Here is a 17,958-nt window from a genome sequence, read left to right on the forward strand (position 1 = left end):
TCGTTATCAAAGTTTGGTCAAGGACAGGCCAGCCCAGGTAGCGAGCAGCCCACCGAATACGCTGATGGCAGCATAGACAATAGCGAGCGGCATTTGCCCGGTTTCCAGCAGGCGCACCGTGTCCAGTGAAAAAGATGAAAAAGTCGTCAGCCCCCCGAGGAAGCCGACCATCAACCCGGCGCGCACCTCAATCGGCACCTCCGGGCGTATTAAAAACAGACCGTATAGAACGCCGATCAGCAAACAGCCGACGATATTAACGGCCAGCGTCGCGGTATAGAAGTGCCGCGGCCAATTAGCGTTGATCCAGTTACCCGTGGCAAAGCGCAAAAGCGTTCCGGCGATACCGCCCACAGAAACAGCAACGATCAAAGGGATCACTATTTTCTCCGCTGCCGGGGGCTGAGACGGTCAAGTTGCGCAAGGTGATTGAGCTTCTCGCCGATCTTCAGCTCCAGGCCACGCGGCACTGGCTGATAGAACGGTTGCGGCTCGAGCTCTTCCGGGAAATAGTCTTCGCCAGCGGCGTAAGCGTCCGGCTCATCGTGGGCGTAACGGTATTCGTCGCCATAACCCAGTTGTTTCATCAGCTTGGTCGGTGCGTTGCGCAGGTGCAGCGGTACTTCCAGCGAACCGTGTTCGGTGGCGCTGCGCATTGCGGCTTTGAAGCCCATGTACACCGCGTTGCTTTTCGGCGCACAGGCCAGATAAGTAATGGCCTGGGCCACCGCCAACTCGCCTTCGGGACTGCCGAGGCGCTCCTGCACTTCCCACGCCGCCAGACACAGGCTCAGGGCGCGGGGATCGGCGTTGCCGATGTCTTCGCTGGCCATGCGCACCACGCGCCGGGCCAGGTACAGCGGATCGCAACCGCCGTCGATCATTCGGGCGAACCAGTACAGTGCACCGTCTGGATTGGAGCCGCGCACTGATTTGTGCAGCGCGGAAATCTGGTCGTAAAACGCTTCACCGCCCTTGTCGAAACGTCGACGGGTATCACCGAGCAGGCTTTGCAGCAGGTCGACACCGATCTCGCTGTTGTCTTCAGCCAGGTCCGAGGCGTTTTCCAGCAGGTTGAGCAGACGCCGGCCATCGCCATCGGCGGCCGACAGCAGCATCTGGAAGCCTTCATCGCTGAGGGTCAGTTGCCGCTTGCCCAGGCCACGCTCTTCCGTCAGCGCGCGATGCACCAGCTTGCGCAGGGCCGCTTCGTCGAGACTTTTGAGCACGTAGACGCGCGCCCGGGAGAGCAACGCGTTGTTGAGTTCGAATGAGGGGTTTTCCGTGGTGGCGCCGATAAAAATCAGCGTGCCGTCTTCAACGTACGGCAGGAAAGCGTCCTGCTGGGACTTGTTGAAGCGGTGCACTTCATCGACGAACAGGATGGTTCGCTTGCCGTACTGCCCAGCCTGCTGCTTGGCGACTTCCACCGCCTGACGGATTTCCTTCACGCCGGCCAGTACCGCCGAAACCGTTTCAAAGTGCGCATCCGAGACTTCCGCCAGCAGACGCGCCAGGGTGGTCTTGCCCACACCCGGCGGGCCCCAGAAAATCATCGAGTGCAAGGCACCCTGCTCCAGCGCCTCGCGCAAAGGCTTGCCGCGAGCGAGCAGGTGTTCCTGACCGACGTACTCGTCCAGATTGGCCGCACGCAGGCGTGCTGCCAAAGGTTGAGCTATCGGGGCACTGCGAAACAGGTCCATCACTACTTATGAAACCTCACTAACTATCAGCCAATCACTTGAACGCCGCCGGCCCCTGTGGGAGCGAGCCTGCTCGCGATGGCGGCATTACATTCAACATCAAAGTTGACTGACCCGACGCTATCGCGAGCAGGCTCGCTCCCACAGGTTTTGCGTCTTACTCTTGAATCACGTCCGCCCCTTTAGGGATGTCGAACTTGAATTTGGACGCCGGGATCGGCTCGTTGGCTTTCACCCCGGTGAACAGGATGTTGGTGCGCTGACCGACGCTGTCGATCATCTGCATGTCATTGACCAGGCCATTGCGGAACGACAGGCGCAGGCTGTCGAACAGGGTGTCCTTGGTTTTCGGCTTCAAGGTGAAGTCGATCACGCCACCGGCTTCCTTGGCGCTGATGTCGAAGCTCTGGCTGATCTTGGACACGTCACCGGACAGCAGCAACGCCGGGGTCTGGGTCAGGCGCTGATCGAGGTTCTTGATGGTGGCCTGTTCCAGGTCCGGATCCCACAACGTCACCTTCTTGCCGTCGGAGACCATGGTCTGTTCGGCCGGCGCGTTGGTGTGCCAGTAAAACAAGCCCGGACGCTGCAAGGACATTTCACCCGCGGTTTCCTGCAATTGGGTACCGCTGCCGTCGAGGGTCAGCTGGGAGAAACGCGCGGTCAGGGTCTGGGATTTTTCCAGCAATTGGGTCAGACGCGCCACGTCCTTGTCATCGGCGTGGGCCGAGAGCGTGGTCAAAGCCAAAACCGGCAGCAACAGCATGCGGATAAGACGCATGGGAGTCCTCATAACATTCGTGGGGGTGCGATGGCGCGTCATTACGCCACCGCGTTTCAATCAATTCAGTCGCGTACCGGGCCCGGGGCCAGGACTTCACGCGAACCGTTGGTATTCATGGACGTCACGACCCCAGCCATTTCCATGGCTTCGATCATGCGCGCGGCGCGGTTGTAGCCGATTTTCAGCTTGCGCTGAACCGCAGAGATGGACGCACGACGGCTTTCCAGAACGAACTGCACCGCTTCGTCGTAGAGCGCGTCGGATTCACTGTCGTCGTCGCCACCGCTGCTGCCTTCAAAGCCACTACCCGGCTCTTCGACACCGGCGAGAATCTCGTCGTTGTATTCCGGCGCACCGCGCAGTTTCCAGGCTTCGACCACCCGGTGAACCTCGTCATCGGAGACGAAAGCGCCGTGAACACGAATCGGCAGACTGGTGCCCGGTGGCATGTAGAGCATGTCACCGTGACCCAACAGTTGCTCGGCGCCGCCCTGGTCGATGATGGTGCGCGAATCGATCTTGCTCGACACCTGGAACGCCATACGGGTCGGAATGTTGGCCTTGATCAGACCGGTGATCACGTCAACCGACGGACGCTGGGTCGCGAGGATCAAGTGGATACCGGCGGCACGGGCCTTCTGGGCGATACGGGCGATCAGTTCTTCAACCTTCTTGCCGACGATCATCATCATGTCGGCGAATTCGTCCACCACCACGACGATGGTCGGCAGCTTGGTCAGCAGTGGCGCTTCGTCGTGAATGCTTTCGCGCTTGTACAACGGATCGGTCAACGGCTCACCGGCGTCCTGGGCTTCCTTGACCTTGGCATTGAAGCCCGACAGGTTGCGCACGCCCATCTTCGCCATCAGTTTGTAGCGGCGTTCCATCTCCGCCACGCTCCAGCGCAGGGCGTTGGCAGCGTCCTTCATGTCGGTCACGACCGGGCACAACAGGTGCGGGATGCCTTCGTAGATCGACAGCTCAAGCATTTTTGGGTCGATCATGATCAGCTTGGCGTCTTCCGGACCGGACTTGAACAGGATCGACAGGATCATCGCGTTCACGCCCACCGATTTACCGGAACCGGTGGTACCGGCTACCAGCAAGTGAGGCATTTTCGCCAGGTCGGTGATGACCGGTTTGCCACCGATGTCGTGACCCAGGGCCAAAGTGACCGGCGACTTGAAGTTGTCGTACTCGGGGGTCGACAGCACTTCGGAGAAACGCACGATCTGGCGGTCTTCGTTAGGAATCTCGATACCGACGGTGGTCTTGCCCGGAATCACTTCCACCACACGCACGCTGGTCACGGCCAGAGAACGCGCGAGGTCTTTTGCCAGGTTGGAGATGCGGCTGACCTTGACGCCGGCCGCCGGCTGGATTTCGTAACGGGTAATCACCGGGCCGGGGTGAATCGAATCCACCGACACTTCGACGCCGAATTCCTTGAGCTTGATTTCCAGCAAGTGGCCAACCGCAGCCAGGGATTCAGGCGAATAATTGAGTTGTTTCTTTTCTGCCGGGTCGAGAATCGAGATCGGCGGCAAGGTGCCTTCGACGGCACTGTCGACGAACAAATGCGCCTGTTTCTCTTTTTCCACGCGTTTGCTCGGCGCCGCTGGCTTGGGCGGCGCAGGGGCAATCACCGGCGGCACCTGCTTCTCACGGTCGGACATGTGTTTGCTCAGGGCCTGCTCACGTTCGATCAGGCGCTCCTTGACCTTGGCTTGCTCGCGTTTGTCCGTGACGGTCGGCGCGACCACGTCATGCACGCGCTCATCGACTTCACGCAGCTGTGCAACCAATTGTTTGCGCTCGACACGGGCCGCCCACCAGCGGTTGGCCGCGCCCTGAAACAGTTCGAACAGGTCGAGGGTAATCTTGCCGGTGAGGTCCATCACTTTGAACCACGACAGGTCGGTGAACACCGTCAGGCCAAACAGGAACAATGCGATGAACAACAGCGTACTGCCCTGGATGTTCAGGGCGTTCCTGGCCAGATCACCGAGGCTTTCGCCCAAAGCACCGCCAGCGCCGGCCGGCAGACCGGTCGCGGCGTGAAAATGGATATGGGCCAGGGCCGCACCCGAGAGCACCAGAAACACCAGGCCGATCAGGCGCCAGGAAAACAGCCAGCCGCTCCACTCCCACTGCTCGTGGCGTTGACGGAAGATTTGATAGGCCTTGATCGCCAGCAACAGCGGGAAGATGTAGGCGAAATAACCCAACACCATGAACAGGATGTCGGCGCTGTAGGAGCCGACCGGCCCGCCGAAGTTCTGCACATCGTCGATCTTGCTGTTATGGCTCCAGCCCGGATCGTCCTTGCCGTAGGTCAACAAGGCCATCATCAGGAACAGGCACAAGCCGCCGATGGCGATCAATGCACCTTCCTTGAGCCGGTAGTGCAATTGCTGGCGCCAGAGCGGAACGACTGTTTTTGGTGCTGCGGTGGATTTCTTCAAAACGCTTCTTTTCCTGCGCCTATGGCGCGTCCATCTGTTGAATGACTATAAAAAACTGCCCAATCCAGGCAGGTAAAAAAGTTAACAGGCGTAACTGGGACTACTTTTAACACTACGCTCCGGTTTTTATAAACACGGCGCGCAACGCATATTTTATTACAAACGCTGTTACAGGCCGGCATTGTACGGGTTTGTTCGTCCGATGCCATGCTTGAAACCCAAGGTGTAGCATAGCCAACAGCACAGATCGCGCGGTTCAATTTGAGCATGCATTCTCTTTTGTGACAAAGGCTTATGAGGTGTTTTTATGAGCGAAGCGAAGCATTCCCGCCTGATCATTCTGGGTTCGGGCCCCGCCGGTTACAGCGCTGCCGTTTATGCCGCCCGCGCCAACCTCAATCCCGTTGTCATTACCGGCATACAGGCAGGTGGCCAGCTCACCACCACCGTCGAAGTCGACAACTGGCCCGGTGATGTCGAAGGCCTCACCGGCCCGGTACTGATGGAACGCATGCAAAAACACGCCGAGCGTTTTCACACAGAGATCGTCTACGACCACATCCACACGGCCAAGTTGCAGCAGCGCCCGTTCGAACTCATCGGCGACAGCGGCACTTACACCTGTGACGCGCTGATTATCGCCACCGGCGCCTCGGCGCAATACCTGGGGTTGCCATCTGAAGAGACATTTGCCGGCAAAGGGGTCTCGGCCTGTGCGACGTGCGACGGTTTCTTCTACCGCAATCAGGTGGTCGCAGTCGTTGGCGGCGGCAACACGGCAGTTGAAGAAGCGCTGTACCTGTCAAACATCGCCAAGGAAGTTCACCTGATTCACCGCCGCGACAAGCTGCGCTCGGAGAAAATCCTTCAGGACAAGCTCTTCGAAAAAGCCGCCAAAGGCAACATCCGTCTGCACTGGAACCAGAATCTGGATGAAGTGCTGGGCGATGCCAGCGGGGTGACCGGCGCGCGCCTGCGGGACAGCCACACTAACGAAACCAGTGAATTACCGCTGACCGGCGTGTTCATCGCTATTGGCCACAAACCCAACACCGACCTGTTCGAAGGCCAGCTGAAAATGCGTAACGGCTACCTGCTGGTCAAGGGCGGCAGCGAAGGCGATGCTACCAGCACCGAAATTCCGGGGGTATTTGCCGCCGGTGACGTGGCCGATCACGTTTACCGCCAGGCCGTGACGTCTGCCGGGGCCGGTTGCATGGCCGCGCTGGACGCCGAGAAGTATCTCGACGACATTCCAGTCGTTTGACGGCACACTTGACGGTGGGCCCACCCGCCCACCACTGCCCTCCCCTTCTGCAAGCCCGGATGCCATGCTGACTTGGTTACAACGCAACACCCTGACCTTCCCGCCCCTGGAAAAAGCCATGCGCGATCCCAACGGGCTATTGGCTGCGGGCGGGGATCTGTCCGCCGATCGTCTGATTCAGGCCTATCGCCACGGCTGTTTTCCGTGGTTCTCGGAAGGCCAGCCGATTCTCTGGTGGTCGCCGGATCCGCGCACCGTACTGTTTCCCGACGAACTGCATGTCTCGCGCAGCCTGAATAAATTGTTGCGCCAGCAACGCTATCAAGTGACCTTTGATCAGGATTTTGCCGCAGTGATCCGCGCTTGCGCCGCGCCTCGGGATTACGCCGATGGAACATGGATCACAGAAGCCATGCAGAACGCCTACCTCGAGCTGCACAGGCGCGGCTACGCCCATTCGGTGGAAGTCTGGGACCAGGACGAACTGGTCGGCGGGCTCTACGGCCTGGCGATGGGTCAGCTGTTTTTCGGCGAGTCCATGTTCAGCCGTGCCGACAACGCCTCGAAATATGGCTTTGCCACGCTGGTCCGACATCTGAAAGACTCAGGCTTTGTACTGATCGACTGTCAGATGCCGACCGACCATCTGCACAGCCTCGGCGCCCGAGCGATTCCCCGCCGCGAGTTTGCCGACTACCTTGCGCGGCACCTGGACCAACCCAGCCGCGCAACCTGGGTTTGCTGAGCGACTTTTGCGCGTGTGGCTTACACTTAATTCAAAACCTTATTCCGAGGGTTGATCATGACCGAGTTGGCGCGTTTGAAGTTCTATGCCACTCAGCCCCACTCTTGCAGTTATCTGCCCGAGGAGCAGGCCACGACTCTGTTCCTCGACCCTAGTCAGCCCATGGATGTGCATGTCTATGCAGACCTGTCTGAAATGGGTTTCCGTCGTAGCGGCGATCATCTTTACCGGCCTCATTGCCAGAATTGCAATGCATGCGTACCGGCGCGCATCCCTGTGGCGCAGTTTTCGCCCAACCGCCAGCAAAAACGCATCTTCAAACGCAACGTCGACCTGCAGGTGCGCCCTGCCAGGCCGCAGTTCAGCGAAGAGTATTTCGACCTGTATCAGCGGTATATCGAGCAGCGTCACGCCGATGGCGATATGTACCCGCCGAGTCGCGATCAGTTTGCAACGTTCCTGGTACGAGACCTGCCGTTTTCGCGATTCTACGAATTCCGCCTCGAAGGACGACTGGTAGCGGTGGCCGTCACCGACTTGCTTCCGAATGGTCTCTCGGCGGTCTACACCTTCTACGAGCCCGCCGAAGAACGCCGCAGCCTGGGGCGTTATGCGATTCTCTGGCAAATCGCCGAGGCCCGACGACTGGGGCTGGAAGCGGTCTACCTGGGTTATTGGATCAAAAACTGCAAAAAGATGAGCTACAAGACTCAATATCGCCCTATCGAACTGCTGATTAATCAGCGCTGGGTCATCCTGAACTAGAGCAAGCCGTAAACCCCTTGGCGTAAACCCCATTTTTCGGGCACAATGCACGCCGCTTTTGCCTGGCGCAGTTGCACCGGGCCATTCATTGGACACCGAGGGCTTTACTGCATGTCGAAAGAAGACAGCTTCGAAATGGAAGGCACTGTCGTCGACACCCTGCCCAACACCATGTTTCGTGTGGAGTTGGAAAATGGGCACGTCGTAACCGCGCATATCTCCGGCAAGATGCGCAAGAATTACATTCGTATTCTTACCGGCGACAAAGTGCGCGTCGAGCTGACGCCCTATGACTTGAGCAAAGGGCGCATCACTTACCGCGCTCGCTAATCAAGTCAATACAAAACGCCCGGTTTATGCCGGGCGTTTTTGTGTGCCTGCGATTTAACGCCCCACACATAGTCAATGTGGGAGTGGCGCAGTATCAGCAGACAGCAAAAAGGCGCCTTTTCGGCGCCTTTTGCTTTGTTGCGGTTAACGTCAGGCCATTTCAGCCGTGGTCTCGAAGTCGAAGGTCAGCTCGCCGTCCTTGAGATCGATGTGAACCACACCACCATGGTCGGCCAGTTCGCCAAAGAGGATCTCTTCCGCCAGTGGACGCTTGATCTTGTCCTGAATCAAACGCGCCATTGGTCGAGCACCCATTGCCGAGTCGTAGCCACCCGCTGCCAGCCAGCTGCGCGCCGCGTCCGTCACTTCCAGCTGTACGCGCTTGTCTTCCAGCTGCGCCTGAAGCTCGGTAAGGAACTTGTCCACCACGCTTTTGATGACCTCATGGCTGAGGCGACCAAACTGGATAATGGTGTCCAGACGGTTACGGAACTCTGGCGTGAAGCTCTTCTTGATCACTTCCATCGCATCGGACGAGTGGTCCTGATGGGTGAAACCGATCGAAGCGCGAGCCGCGGTTTCGGCACCGGCGTTGGTCGTCATGATGACGATCACGTTACGGAAGTCCGCCTTGCGCCCGTTGTTATCGGTCAGCGTACCGTGATCCATGACCTGCAGCAGCAGGTTGAAGACTTCCGGATGCGCCTTCTCGATCTCATCGAGCAACAGCACACAGTGAGGCTGCTTGGTGATGGCTTCAGTCAACAGACCGCCCTGATCGAACCCGACATAGCCTGGAGGCGCACCGATCAGACGCGATACGGTGTGGCGTTCCATGTACTCGGACATGTCGAAGCGAACCAACTCGATGCCCAATGCCTTGGCCAACTGACGCGCCGCTTCGGTTTTACCGACACCGGTAGGCCCTGCGAACAGGAACGAACCGACAGGCTTGTCAGGCGACTTGAGGCCGGCACGGGACAGTTTGATCGCGGTCGACAGTGAGTCGATTGCGGCATCCTGGCCAAATACGGTCAGCTTCAGGTCACGCTCAAGGTTACGCAGCAGCTCTTTGTCGGAGCTGGTGACGTGCTTAGGCGGAATCCGCGCGATTTTCGCGACGATGTCCTCGACCTGAGGCACTTCGATGCGCTTCACTCGTTTCTCGATTGGCTGCAGGCGCTGGTAGGCGCCCGCCTCGTCGATGACGTCGATGGCCTTGTCCGGCATGTGCCGGTCATTGATATAGCGTGAGGCCAGTTCCGCCGCCGCACGCAACGCTTCATCGCTGTATTCGATGTTGTGATGCGCTTCGAAACGACCTTTCAGGCCGCGCAGGATACCAATGGTGTCTTCCACCGAAGGTTCCGACACGTCGACCTTCTGGAAGCGCCGGGCCAACGCACGGTCCTTCTCGAAGATCCCGCGGAATTCCTGGAACGTGGTCGAGCCGATGCAACGGATATCACCCGACGACAGCAGCGGCTTGAGCAGGTTCGAGGCATCCATGACCCCACCGGACGCGGCACCCGCACCAATGATGGTGTGGATTTCGTCGATGAACAGGATCGCCTGAGGACGTTTTTTCAGCTCATTGAGCAACGCCTTGAAGCGCTTCTCGAAATCGCCGCGGTATTTGGTGCCGGCCAGCAAGGCCCCCAGATCGAGGGAATACACCACGCTGTTGGCCAGCAGGTCTGGCACCTGGTTGTCGACAATGCGTTTGGCCAGGCCTTCGGCAATCGCGGTTTTACCCACGCCCGCCTCGCCCACCAGCAGCGGATTGTTTTTGCGACGACGCGCCAGGATCTGCGCGACGCGCTCGACTTCCAGCTCGCGGCCTACCAATGGATCGATTCGACCCTGGCGCGCGAGTTCGTTGAGGTTGCTGGCATAAGCATCCAGAGGATTGCCTGAAGAAGAAGACTCACCGCCCTCGTCGTCCTGCATATCTTGCTCACCTTCAGAGTGATCGCCATGCCCCGGCACTTTGGAAATGCCGTGTGCGATGTAGTTGACGACATCGATGCGCGCAACGCTCTGCTGTTTCAGCAGGAACACTGCCTGACTCTCTTGCTCACTGAAGATCGCGACCAGTACGTTTGCGCCAGTCACTTCGCGTTTGCCCGAGCTCTGTACGTGAAAGACAGCACGTTGCAGAACACGCTGGAAGCCCAGGGTTGGCTGGGTCTCACGATCCTCGTCATGAACGGGGATCAATGGCGTGGTGGAGTCGATGAACTCCTGCAGATCGTGCTTGAGTTTGTCGAGGTTTGCGCCGCAGGCACGCAAAACGGTGGCGGCAGCCTCATTGTCCAATAGGGCCAGCAGGAGGTGTTCGACGGTCATGAATTCATGACGCTTCGAACGTGCCTCCTTGAAGGCAAGATTGAGGGTGACTTCGAGCTCGCGGTTTAACATAGCTTCACCTCATACCCAAGTGGTCGGCGATTAACCGTCCTTCTCGATTTCACAGAGTAGCGGATGCTGGCTTTCCCTGGCGTACTGGTTGACCTGCATGGCCTTAGTCTCGGCGATGTCGCGGGTAAACACTCCACATACTGCCCGTCCTTCTGTGTGGACGGCCAGCATGACCTTGGTCGCCAGCTCCCGATTCAGGTTAAAAAACACCTCGAGCACTTCGACGACGAAATCCATCGGTGTGTAGTCATCATTGAACAAAACCACCTTGTACATCGGCGGCGCCTGTAAAGCAGGCTTTGCCTCCTGAACAGCAATGCCTGCGGAATCGTCGTCGTGAGTCCCCGGGTGATCTTTTTGGAGAGCCGGGCGATCCTGATTGAATGTTAGTCGAATCTGGCTGATTGCATGCATGGAAAGAAAGGTTCGTCTGTTGTTCAAATACAGTGGTGGGGGCGGCTATGGACGATTTCAACTCCGACTGCCCGGTCACCTTGACTATCGGCAAAACGGTGTTACAACCAATAGAGCCCACAGTGGGTAAAAAAGGTCCGCGGAGTCAATCTTATTTCCAGGAAATGACTGCGGATGAACTGGATGATACTCCAGTGATGGAGTCTGTTGCAGAGGGATATGGGTATGTCAGTCGGCAAGGTGAAATGGTTCAACAATGCCAAGGGGTTCGGTTTCATTAACACCGATGCCAGAGAAGGTCGTGACGAAGACGGTCATCTTATTGATTTCTTTGCCCACTACTCGGCCATTGAGATGAACGGGTACAAGACGCTCAAGGCTGGGCAAGCTGTAAGTTTCGAGATTGTCCAGGGCCCCAAAGGGTTGCATGCCGTGAAGATTATGTCCGTCACGACCGAGAACGAGCAGGCCGCCCCTGCCCTCCAGCAAGAAACTGTATCGAGTTAATACAAACCGTCATCCAGTCATAAAAAAAACCGCCCGAAGGCGGTTTTTTTATACCTATTCGCTTACATGTGCGAAATCAGCGCATCACCAAACGCGGACGAAGACAGCAGTTTCGCGCCTTCCATCAGTCGTTCGAAGTCATAGGTCACGGTCTTGGCAGAGATCGCGCCGTTGGTGCCCTTGATGATCAGATCAGCCGCTTCGGTCCAGCCCATGTGACGCAGCATCATCTCTGCGGACAGGATCAGGGAACCCGGGTTGACCTGGTCCTTGCCAGCGTACTTCGGCGCAGTACCGTGGGTCGCTTCGAACATCGCAATGGTGTCAGACAGGTTGGCGCCCGGTGCGATACCGATACCGCCCACTTCCGCCGCCAGGGCGTCGGAGAGGTAGTCGCCGTTCAGGTTCAGGGTCGCGATCACATCGTATTCGGCCGGACGCAGCAGGATCTGCTGGAGCATGGCGTCGGCGATGGCATCCTTGACGATGACGTTCTTGCCGGTTTTCGGGTTTTTGAACTGCATCCACGGACCGCCATCGAGCAGGGTCGCGCCGAACTCTTCAGCCGCCACTTCGTAGGCCCATTCCTTGAAGGCACCTTCGGTGAACTTCATGATGTTGCCTTTGTGCACGATGGTCAGCGAGTCGCGGTCATTGTCGACCACATACTGCAGGGCCTTGCGTGCCAGACGCTTGGTGCCTTGCAGCGAGACCGGCTTGATGCCGATACCGCAGTTTTCGTCGAAACGGATCTTGGTGACGCCCATTTCATCTTTAAGGAACTTGATGACTTTGGTCGCTTCCGGCGAACCGGCTTTCCACTCGATACCGGCGTAGATGTCTTCCGAGTTCTCACGGAAGATCGTCATGTCGACGTCGCCTGGCTTCTTGACCGGGCTAGGCACGCCTTCGAACCAGCGCACTGGGCGCAGGCAGACATAAAGGTCGAGTTGCTGACGCAGGGCCACGTTCAGGGAACGGATGCCGCCACCGACCGGGGTGGTCAGAGGGCCCTTGATGGAAACCACGTAATCTTTGACTGCGTCCAGGGTTTCCTGGGGCAGCCAGGTGTCCTGATCGTAAACCTGAGTCGCTTTCTCCCCGGCGTAGACTTCCATCCAGGAAATTTTGCGCTCGCCGCCGTAAGCCTTCTTAACAGCAGCATCGACAACCTTGATCATTACCGGGCTGATATCAACGCCAATACCATCGCCTTCGATGAAGGGGATGATCGGGTTGTTAGGAACATTGAGAGAATGGTCTGCGTTGACGGTGATTTTGTCGCCGACTGCTGGAACCTGAATCTTCTTGTATCCCATGCTGAACTCCATTGTTTGGATTGAACATCTGGCTTCGTTCGAGCGTACCCCAGTTAAATCGGCACGCAAACCCTATGTTCCAACCATCTGCCGCAAAGCTGCACAGTTCGCGACGTACAAGTCTGAAAGCAAAGGGAAAAGCGCCAAACTCAAGCACGGTGCGAGACTCTACGCCCCCCTCGCCCCTGCGACCTTTAGACCAATGGACGATAATCGTTACCTATGAACCATCGGCAGATTGCCAGCTACCTATGTATAATGCCGCCCGCTGACCACAGAGTCACGACGGCCGACTGCTCTACGACGAGACCCACGGCCCGAAAAAGCAGGACTGTTACCGCAGTCCACCCGCTTGACGCTCGACTGATGCACCCAACATCACCGCGAAGAAATCTCGACATTCGGCTCATGGATGACTTTGAACGAACGCGCTTACCCGGCGCCCCTCGAGTTTTTCTGCGCACGCTTTAGCAAAGAAGAGAGAGTTAATCCGAATATGCCCACCCGCTCGAAGATCATCTATACCTTCACCGACGAAGCTCCCGCCCTCGCCACCTATTCACTGTTGCCTATCGTAGAGGCCTTCACCGCCTCCGCTGATATCGCCGTGGAAACCCGCGATATCTCTCTTGCAGGGCGCATCCTGGCCAGCTTCCCCGAGCAACTGGGTGACAAAGCCGTAGCCGACCACCTCGCCGAACTGGGCGACCTGGCCGTTACGCCTGAAGCCAACATCATCAAGCTGCCGAACATCAGCGCCTCGGTTCCGCAACTGCAAGCCGCGATCAAGGAACTGCAAGCCCAGGGCTTCGCACTGCCTGACTACCCGGAAACCGTGACCAGCGACGCCGACAAGCTCGCCAAGTCGCGTTACGACAAGATCAAGGGCAGCGCCGTGAACCCGGTTCTGCGCGAAGGCAACTCCGATCGTCGTGCACCGCTGTCGGTCAAGAACTACGCGCGCAAGCACCCGCACAAAATGGGCGCATGGGCCAAAGACTCCAAGTCCCACGTCGCGCACATGAGCACCGGCGATTTCTACGGTAGCGAAAAAGCTGCCCTGATCGACGCCGCTGATGCCGTCAAAATCGAACTGATCGCTCAAGACGGCACCACCACCGTCCTGAAAGAAAAAACCACCGTGCAAGCCGGTGAGATCCTCGATTGTGCCGTTCTGAGCAAAAAAGCGCTGCGCAGCTTCATCGCAGCCGAGATCGAAGACGCCAAAGCCAAAGGCGTGCTGCTGTCGGCTCACCTGAAAGCCACCATGATGAAGGTCTCCGACCCAATCATGTTCGGCCAGATCGTTGCCGAGTTCTATAAAGACGCACTGGCCAAGCACGCTGACGTGCTGGCGCAGATCGGCTTCAACCTGAACAACGGCATCGGCGACCTGTACGCTCGTATCAAGGCTTTGCCTGCCGAGCAACAAGCGCAGATCGAAGCGGACATCCAGGCGGTCTACGCCGTTCGTCCGTCGTTGGCCATGGTCAACTCCGACAAAGGCATCACCAACTTGCACGTGCCGAGCGACGTGATCGTCGACGCCTCGATGCCAGCGATGATCCGTGACTCCGGCAAAATGTGGGGCACCGACGGCCAACTGCACGACACCAAGGCTGTGATCCCGGATCGCTGCTACGCCACCATCTACCAGGCGGTAATCGAAGACTGCAAGCTGCACGGCGCTTTCGATCCAACCACCATGGGCAGCGTGCCAAACGTTGGTCTGATGGCGAAAAAAGCCGAAGAGTACGGCTCGCACGACAAGACTTTCCAGATCAAGGCCGACGGTGTTGTCCGCGTGACCGACAGCAAAGGTGGCCTGCTGCTGGAGCAACCGGTTGAAGCCGGCGACATCTTCCGCATGTGCCAGACCAAAGACGCGCCGATCCAGGACTGGGTCAAACTGGCCGTCAACCGTGCTCGCGCAAGCGCCACTCCAGCGATCTTCTGGCTGGACCCGATGCGCGCCCACGACGGTGTAGTGATCGAGAAAGTTCAGGCCTACCTGAAGGATCACGACACCTCGGGCCTGGACATCCGCATCATGTCGCCAGTCGACGCGATGAAGTTCACCCTGGACCGCACTCGCGAAGGCAAGGACACCATCTCGGTGACCGGCAACGTATTGCGCGACTACCTGACTGACCTGTTCCCGATCATGGAACTGGGCACCAGCGCCAAGATGCTGTCGATCGTTCCGCTGATGAACGGCGGTGGCCTGTTCGAAACCGGCGCCGGCGGTTCGGCACCGAAGCACGTTCAGCAGCTGCTGGAAGAGAACTTCCTGCGCTGGGATTCCCTGGGTGAGTTCCTGGCCCTGGCCGCTTCCCTTGAGCACCTGGGTGTTACCTACAACAACCCTAAAGCGCTGGTGCTGGCCAAGACCCTGGACCAGGCCACCGGCCAGTTCCTGGACAACAACAAGTCGCCATCGCGCAAAGTCGGCAACATCGACAACCGCGGCAGCCACTTCTACCTGGCGCTGTACTGGGCACAAGCCCTGGCCGCCCAAACCGAAGACACTGCACTGCAAGCGCAGTTCGGCGAATTGGCCAAGACCCTGACCGAGAACGAAGCAACCATCGTTGCCGAGCTCAACGCCGTCCAGGGCAAGCCAGTGGACATCGGCGGTTACTACCACGCCAATGCCGAGCTGATCAGCAAGGCCATGCGTCCGAGCAACACTTTCAACGCCGCGATCGCTGCGCTGGTTTAAGGTTGTAAGGGAACATCACAAACCCCGGCCTCGTGCCGGGGTTTGTGTTTGTGGCGTTCATACATATTTATCTGTCAGAACCCGCCCCTGTGGGAGCTGGCTTGCCTGCGATAGCGGCTTATCATTCAACATTGATGTCGACTGACCCACCGCCATCGCAGGCAAGCCAGCTCCCACAGGATCGAGTTTCAACATTCAAATTGAGGAAGTCTTATGGATTGGCTACCCCACATCACCGTCGCCACCATCGTCGAAGACAACGGCCGCTTCCTGATGGTCGAAGAATCCAAGCACGGACGAACGGTGCTCAACCAGCCCGCCGGCCACCTCGACCCGGACGAAACCCTGATCGAAGCCGCCGTGCGCGAAACCCTCGAGGAAACCGGCTGGGACGTCGAGCCGACTGGCGTAGTGGGCATTTACCTCTACACCGCTCCGAGCAACGGCGTGACTTATCAGCGGGTCTGCTTCACCGCAAAACCGCTCAAACATCACCCCGACTATCAGCTGGACGACGGAATCGTCGGTGCAAAATGGCTGACGCGTGACGAACTGCTGGCACAGCGCGCAAACTGGCGCAGTGAGCTGATCATCCGCTGTATCGATGATTATCTGGACGGCCAACACTTCGGTCTCGAACTGATCCGCCCTTCTCTTTAGCCTTGCGGGCTTCGGCCTGTTAGAATCGCGTCCTTTTTCAAGACACTCATTGAATCCCTATGCGTGATCCAGCCCCTTCTGACACACAAAAGAAGCGCGTCATTGTCGGCATGTCCGGCGGCGTGGACTCTTCCGTTTCCGCTCTCCTGCTGATCGAGCAGGGTTATGAGGTGGAAGGCCTGTTCATGAAGAACTGGGAAGAAGACGATGGAACGGAATACTGCACCGCCATGGATGACCTGGCGGACGCTCAGGCCGTGTGCGACAAGATTGGCATCAAGCTGCACACCGCCAACTTCGCCGCCGAGTACTGGGACAACGTGTTCGAGCACTTCCTGGCCGAATACAAGGCCGGCCGCACGCCGAACCCGGACATCCTGTGCAACCGCGAGATCAAGTTCAAGGCGTTCCTCGACTACGCCATGATGCTCGGTGCCGACCTGATCGCCACCGGTCACTACGTGCGACGCCGCGATATCGATGGCCGTACCGAGCTGCTCAAGGGCCTGGACCCGAACAAGGACCAGAGCTACTTCCTGCACGCCGTGGGCGGCGAACAGATCGCCAAGACCCTGTTCCCGGTCGGCGAGCTGGAAAAACCCGAAGTGCGCGCGATTGCCGAGAAGCACGAACTCGCCACCGCGAAGAAAAAGGATTCCACCGGGATCTGCTTTATCGGCGAACGTCGCTTCAGCGATTTCCTCAAGCAATACCTGCCGGCCCAGCCGGGCGAGATCAAGACCACCGAAGGTGAAGTTATCGGCCGTCACCACGGCTTGATGTACCACACCATCGGCCAGCGTCAGGGCTTGGGCATTGGCGGTTTGAAAGACGCCAGTGACGAGCCGTGGTACGTGCTGATCAAAGACCTGGAGCACAACGAGCTGATCGTCGGCCAAGGCAATGATCACCCGTACTTGTTCTCCCGCGCCCTGCTCGCCTCGGACATCTATTGGGTCAACCCGATCGACCTGAGCGAACCGCGCCGCTTGACCGCCAAAGTCCGCTATCGCCAAAGCGACCAGCCGTGCACGCTGGAAAAAACCGCCACCGGCTACCGCGCGACCTTCGATGACCCGCAACGCGCGGTCACCCCAGGCCAGTCCGTGGTGTTCTACGACGGTGAAATCTGCCTCGGCGGCGGCGTGATCGAAATCGCGGAGCCGTGGACCAGCAAAGACACTCCTCAAGGCGAGCAGCAATGAGCCCGACTCAGGAGCAACTGACGGCACTGGGCGGCGTGTTCCTCGCTGCGGTGCTGGTCGACAAGATCGCCAAGACCGGCCAGACCACCGAAGCCGGCCTGACCTGCATGCTCGGCAGCCTGCTGATTCGCGACCCCAAGGACACCCTGGAAGTCTATGGCGGCGACGACATCAATCTGCGTGAAGGTTACCGCGCATTGATTGGTGCGCTGGAACGCGACCCGAGCACCCTTCAGCGCGAACCGCTGCGCTATGCGCTGGCGATGCTCGGCCTGGAGCGTCAGCTGGCCAAGCGCAACGACATGCTGGACGAGATCGGCAAGCGTCTGCCGCAGATTCAATCCCAGGTCGAGCATTTCGGCCCGGCTCACGAAAACGTCATCGCAGCGTGCGGCGCCCTGTATCAGGACACCCTGAGCACCTTGCGCCAACGCATTCAGGTCCACGGCGACATGCGTAACCTGCAGCAACCGAGCAACGCTTCGAAAATCCGCGCCCTGTTGCTGGCCGGGATTCGATCGGCGCGCCTGTGGCGGCAGTTGGGCGGTCATCGCTGGCAGCTGGTGATCAGCCGTCGCAAGTTGCTGAAAGAGCTTTACCCGCTGATGCGCAACAGCTGAACCGCGCCCGCAAGACCTTTTGTAATTTGTA

17 protein-coding genes are annotated in these 17,958 nt (G+C 58.5%); 9 read left to right on the forward strand and 8 right to left on the reverse strand.

Annotated elements, in window-relative coordinates; genetic code table 11:
* Nucleotides 1-6 precede the first annotated feature (6 nt).
* From crcB to BLW70_RS30505, 5 genes are all read right to left on the reverse strand, one after another.
* On the reverse strand, nucleotides 7-381 hold the full coding sequence (gene crcB, locus BLW70_RS23740) for a fluoride efflux transporter CrcB (RefSeq protein ID WP_074878168.1): 375 nt from the start codon (nucleotides 379-381) through the stop codon (nucleotides 7-9).
* Complete coding sequence (locus BLW70_RS23745; protein ID WP_074878169.1) at nucleotides 381-1,703, reverse strand: replication-associated recombination protein A; 1,323 nt, start codon at nucleotides 1,701-1,703, stop codon at nucleotides 381-383. Before BLW70_RS23745 ends, crcB begins: the two co-directional genes overlap by 1 nt.
* Before the next feature lie 157 nt (nucleotides 1,704-1,860).
* Nucleotides 1,861-2,484 (reverse strand): outer membrane lipoprotein periplasmic chaperone LolA, encoded by a 624-nt coding sequence (gene lolA, locus BLW70_RS23755; protein ID WP_008154853.1) that lies wholly within the window; start codon nucleotides 2,482-2,484, stop codon nucleotides 1,861-1,863.
* A gap of 65 nt (nucleotides 2,485-2,549) precedes the next feature.
* The gene (locus BLW70_RS23760) at nucleotides 2,550-4,952 is read right to left on the reverse strand and encodes a DNA translocase FtsK (RefSeq protein ID WP_074878171.1); all 2,403 of its coding nucleotides are present in this window, start codon (nucleotides 4,950-4,952) and stop codon (nucleotides 2,550-2,552) included.
* Nucleotides 4,949-5,221 carry a hypothetical protein gene (locus tag BLW70_RS30505; RefSeq protein ID WP_139273420.1) on the reverse strand — a complete coding sequence of 91 codons (273 nt, stop codon included), beginning with the start codon at nucleotides 5,219-5,221 and terminating at the stop codon, nucleotides 4,949-4,951. Before BLW70_RS30505 ends, BLW70_RS23760 begins: the two co-directional genes overlap by 4 nt.
* A gap of 38 nt (nucleotides 5,222-5,259) precedes the next feature.
* On the opposite strand from BLW70_RS30505, the gene trxB reads away from it, so the two are divergent.
* The 4 genes from trxB to infA all read left to right on the forward strand — a co-directional run bounded on the left by trxB (nucleotide 5,260) and on the right by infA (nucleotide 8,059).
* Nucleotides 5,260-6,219 (forward strand): thioredoxin-disulfide reductase, encoded by a 960-nt coding sequence (gene trxB / locus BLW70_RS23765; RefSeq protein ID WP_074878173.1) that lies wholly within the window; start codon nucleotides 5,260-5,262, stop codon nucleotides 6,217-6,219.
* Nucleotides 6,220-6,283: 64 nt separating this feature from the next.
* The gene (gene aat, locus BLW70_RS23770) at nucleotides 6,284-6,964 is read left to right on the forward strand and encodes a leucyl/phenylalanyl-tRNA--protein transferase (RefSeq protein WP_074878175.1); all 681 of its coding nucleotides are present in this window, start codon (nucleotides 6,284-6,286) and stop codon (nucleotides 6,962-6,964) included.
* Nucleotides 6,965-7,021: 57 nt separating this feature from the next.
* Complete coding sequence (locus BLW70_RS23775) at nucleotides 7,022-7,729, forward strand: arginyltransferase (protein WP_074878177.1); 708 nt, start codon at nucleotides 7,022-7,024, stop codon at nucleotides 7,727-7,729.
* 111 nt (nucleotides 7,730-7,840) lie between these two features.
* Nucleotides 7,841-8,059: a translation initiation factor IF-1 gene (gene infA / locus BLW70_RS23780; protein ID WP_002553999.1), complete on the forward strand. Its 219-nt coding sequence runs from the start codon at nucleotides 7,841-7,843 to the stop codon at nucleotides 8,057-8,059.
* A 150-nt stretch (nucleotides 8,060-8,209) separates the two neighbouring features.
* Here the strand turns inward: infA and clpA are convergent, their stop codons facing one another.
* The gene (gene clpA, locus BLW70_RS23785; protein ID WP_008146900.1) at nucleotides 8,210-10,480 is read right to left on the reverse strand and encodes an ATP-dependent Clp protease ATP-binding subunit ClpA; all 2,271 of its coding nucleotides are present in this window, start codon (nucleotides 10,478-10,480) and stop codon (nucleotides 8,210-8,212) included.
* A gap of 30 nt (nucleotides 10,481-10,510) precedes the next feature.
* Nucleotides 10,511-10,894: an ATP-dependent Clp protease adapter ClpS gene (gene clpS / locus BLW70_RS23790; protein WP_074878178.1), complete on the reverse strand. Its 384-nt coding sequence runs from the start codon at nucleotides 10,892-10,894 to the stop codon at nucleotides 10,511-10,513.
* A 225-nt stretch (nucleotides 10,895-11,119) separates the two neighbouring features.
* Here clpS and BLW70_RS23795 point away from each other — a divergent pair, with 225 nt between their 5' ends.
* Nucleotides 11,120-11,401 carry a cold shock domain-containing protein gene (locus BLW70_RS23795; protein WP_074880797.1) on the forward strand — a complete coding sequence of 94 codons (282 nt, stop codon included), beginning with the start codon at nucleotides 11,120-11,122 and terminating at the stop codon, nucleotides 11,399-11,401.
* A gap of 62 nt (nucleotides 11,402-11,463) precedes the next feature.
* On the opposite strand, the gene icd is transcribed toward BLW70_RS23795, so the two are convergent.
* The gene (icd, locus tag BLW70_RS23800; protein WP_008146904.1) at nucleotides 11,464-12,720 is read right to left on the reverse strand and encodes an NADP-dependent isocitrate dehydrogenase; all 1,257 of its coding nucleotides are present in this window, start codon (nucleotides 12,718-12,720) and stop codon (nucleotides 11,464-11,466) included.
* 496 nt (nucleotides 12,721-13,216) lie between these two features.
* Here icd and BLW70_RS23810 point away from each other — a divergent pair, with 496 nt between their 5' ends.
* From BLW70_RS23810 to hflD, 4 genes are all read left to right on the forward strand, one after another.
* A complete protein-coding gene (locus BLW70_RS23810; RefSeq protein WP_074878182.1) occupies nucleotides 13,217-15,442 on the forward strand; it encodes an NADP-dependent isocitrate dehydrogenase in 2,226 nt (741 codons plus the stop codon).
* 213 nt (nucleotides 15,443-15,655) lie between these two features.
* Entirely contained in the window at nucleotides 15,656-16,102 is a 447-nt protein-coding gene (locus BLW70_RS23815) for an NUDIX hydrolase (RefSeq protein ID WP_074878184.1), read from the forward strand.
* A gap of 59 nt (nucleotides 16,103-16,161) precedes the next feature.
* Nucleotides 16,162-17,307, forward strand: coding sequence for a tRNA 2-thiouridine(34) synthase MnmA (mnmA, locus tag BLW70_RS23820; protein WP_074878186.1), 1,146 nt, complete (start codon nucleotides 16,162-16,164; stop codon nucleotides 17,305-17,307).
* On the forward strand, nucleotides 17,304-17,927 hold the full coding sequence (gene hflD / locus BLW70_RS23825; protein WP_074878188.1) for a high frequency lysogenization protein HflD: 624 nt from the start codon (nucleotides 17,304-17,306) through the stop codon (nucleotides 17,925-17,927). The genes mnmA and hflD overlap by 4 nt, the downstream gene beginning before the upstream one ends.
* The last annotated feature ends 31 nt before the right edge of the window (nucleotides 17,928-17,958 follow it).

Source organism: Pseudomonas frederiksbergensis (genome assembly GCF_900105495.1).
GTDB classification, from domain to species: Bacteria; Pseudomonadota; Gammaproteobacteria; order Pseudomonadales; family Pseudomonadaceae; genus Aquipseudomonas; species Aquipseudomonas frederiksbergensis.

Coding starts and splice junctions, on each gene's coding strand:
- BLW70_RS23745 (WP_074878169.1), bottom strand. CDS start 1,703: ATGGACCTGTTTCGCAGTGCCCCGATAGCTCAACCTTTGGCAGCACGC.
- lolA (WP_008154853.1), bottom strand. CDS start 2,484: ATGCGTCTTATCCGCATGCTGTTGCTGCCGGTTTTGGCTTTGACCACG.
- BLW70_RS30505 (WP_139273420.1), bottom strand. CDS start 5,221: ATGCTCAAATTGAACCGCGCGATCTGTGCTGTTGGCTATGCTACACCT.
- trxB (WP_074878173.1), top strand. CDS start 5,260: ATGAGCGAAGCGAAGCATTCCCGCCTGATCATTCTGGGTTCGGGCCCC.
- aat (WP_074878175.1), top strand. CDS start 6,284: ATGCTGACTTGGTTACAACGCAACACCCTGACCTTCCCGCCCCTGGAA.
- BLW70_RS23775 (WP_074878177.1), top strand. CDS start 7,022: ATGACCGAGTTGGCGCGTTTGAAGTTCTATGCCACTCAGCCCCACTCT.
- infA (WP_002553999.1), top strand. CDS start 7,841: ATGTCGAAAGAAGACAGCTTCGAAATGGAAGGCACTGTCGTCGACACC.
- clpA (WP_008146900.1), bottom strand. CDS start 10,480: ATGTTAAACCGCGAGCTCGAAGTCACCCTCAATCTTGCCTTCAAGGAG.
- clpS (WP_074878178.1), bottom strand. CDS start 10,894: ATGCATGCAATCAGCCAGATTCGACTAACATTCAATCAGGATCGCCCG.
- BLW70_RS23795 (WP_074880797.1), top strand. CDS start 11,120: ATGTCAGTCGGCAAGGTGAAATGGTTCAACAATGCCAAGGGGTTCGGT.
- icd (WP_008146904.1), bottom strand. CDS start 12,720: ATGGGATACAAGAAGATTCAGGTTCCAGCAGTCGGCGACAAAATCACC.
- BLW70_RS23810 (WP_074878182.1), top strand. CDS start 13,217: ATGCCCACCCGCTCGAAGATCATCTATACCTTCACCGACGAAGCTCCC.
- BLW70_RS23815 (WP_074878184.1), top strand. CDS start 15,656: ATGGATTGGCTACCCCACATCACCGTCGCCACCATCGTCGAAGACAAC.
- mnmA (WP_074878186.1), top strand. CDS start 16,162: ATGCGTGATCCAGCCCCTTCTGACACACAAAAGAAGCGCGTCATTGTC.
- hflD (WP_074878188.1), top strand. CDS start 17,304: ATGAGCCCGACTCAGGAGCAACTGACGGCACTGGGCGGCGTGTTCCTC.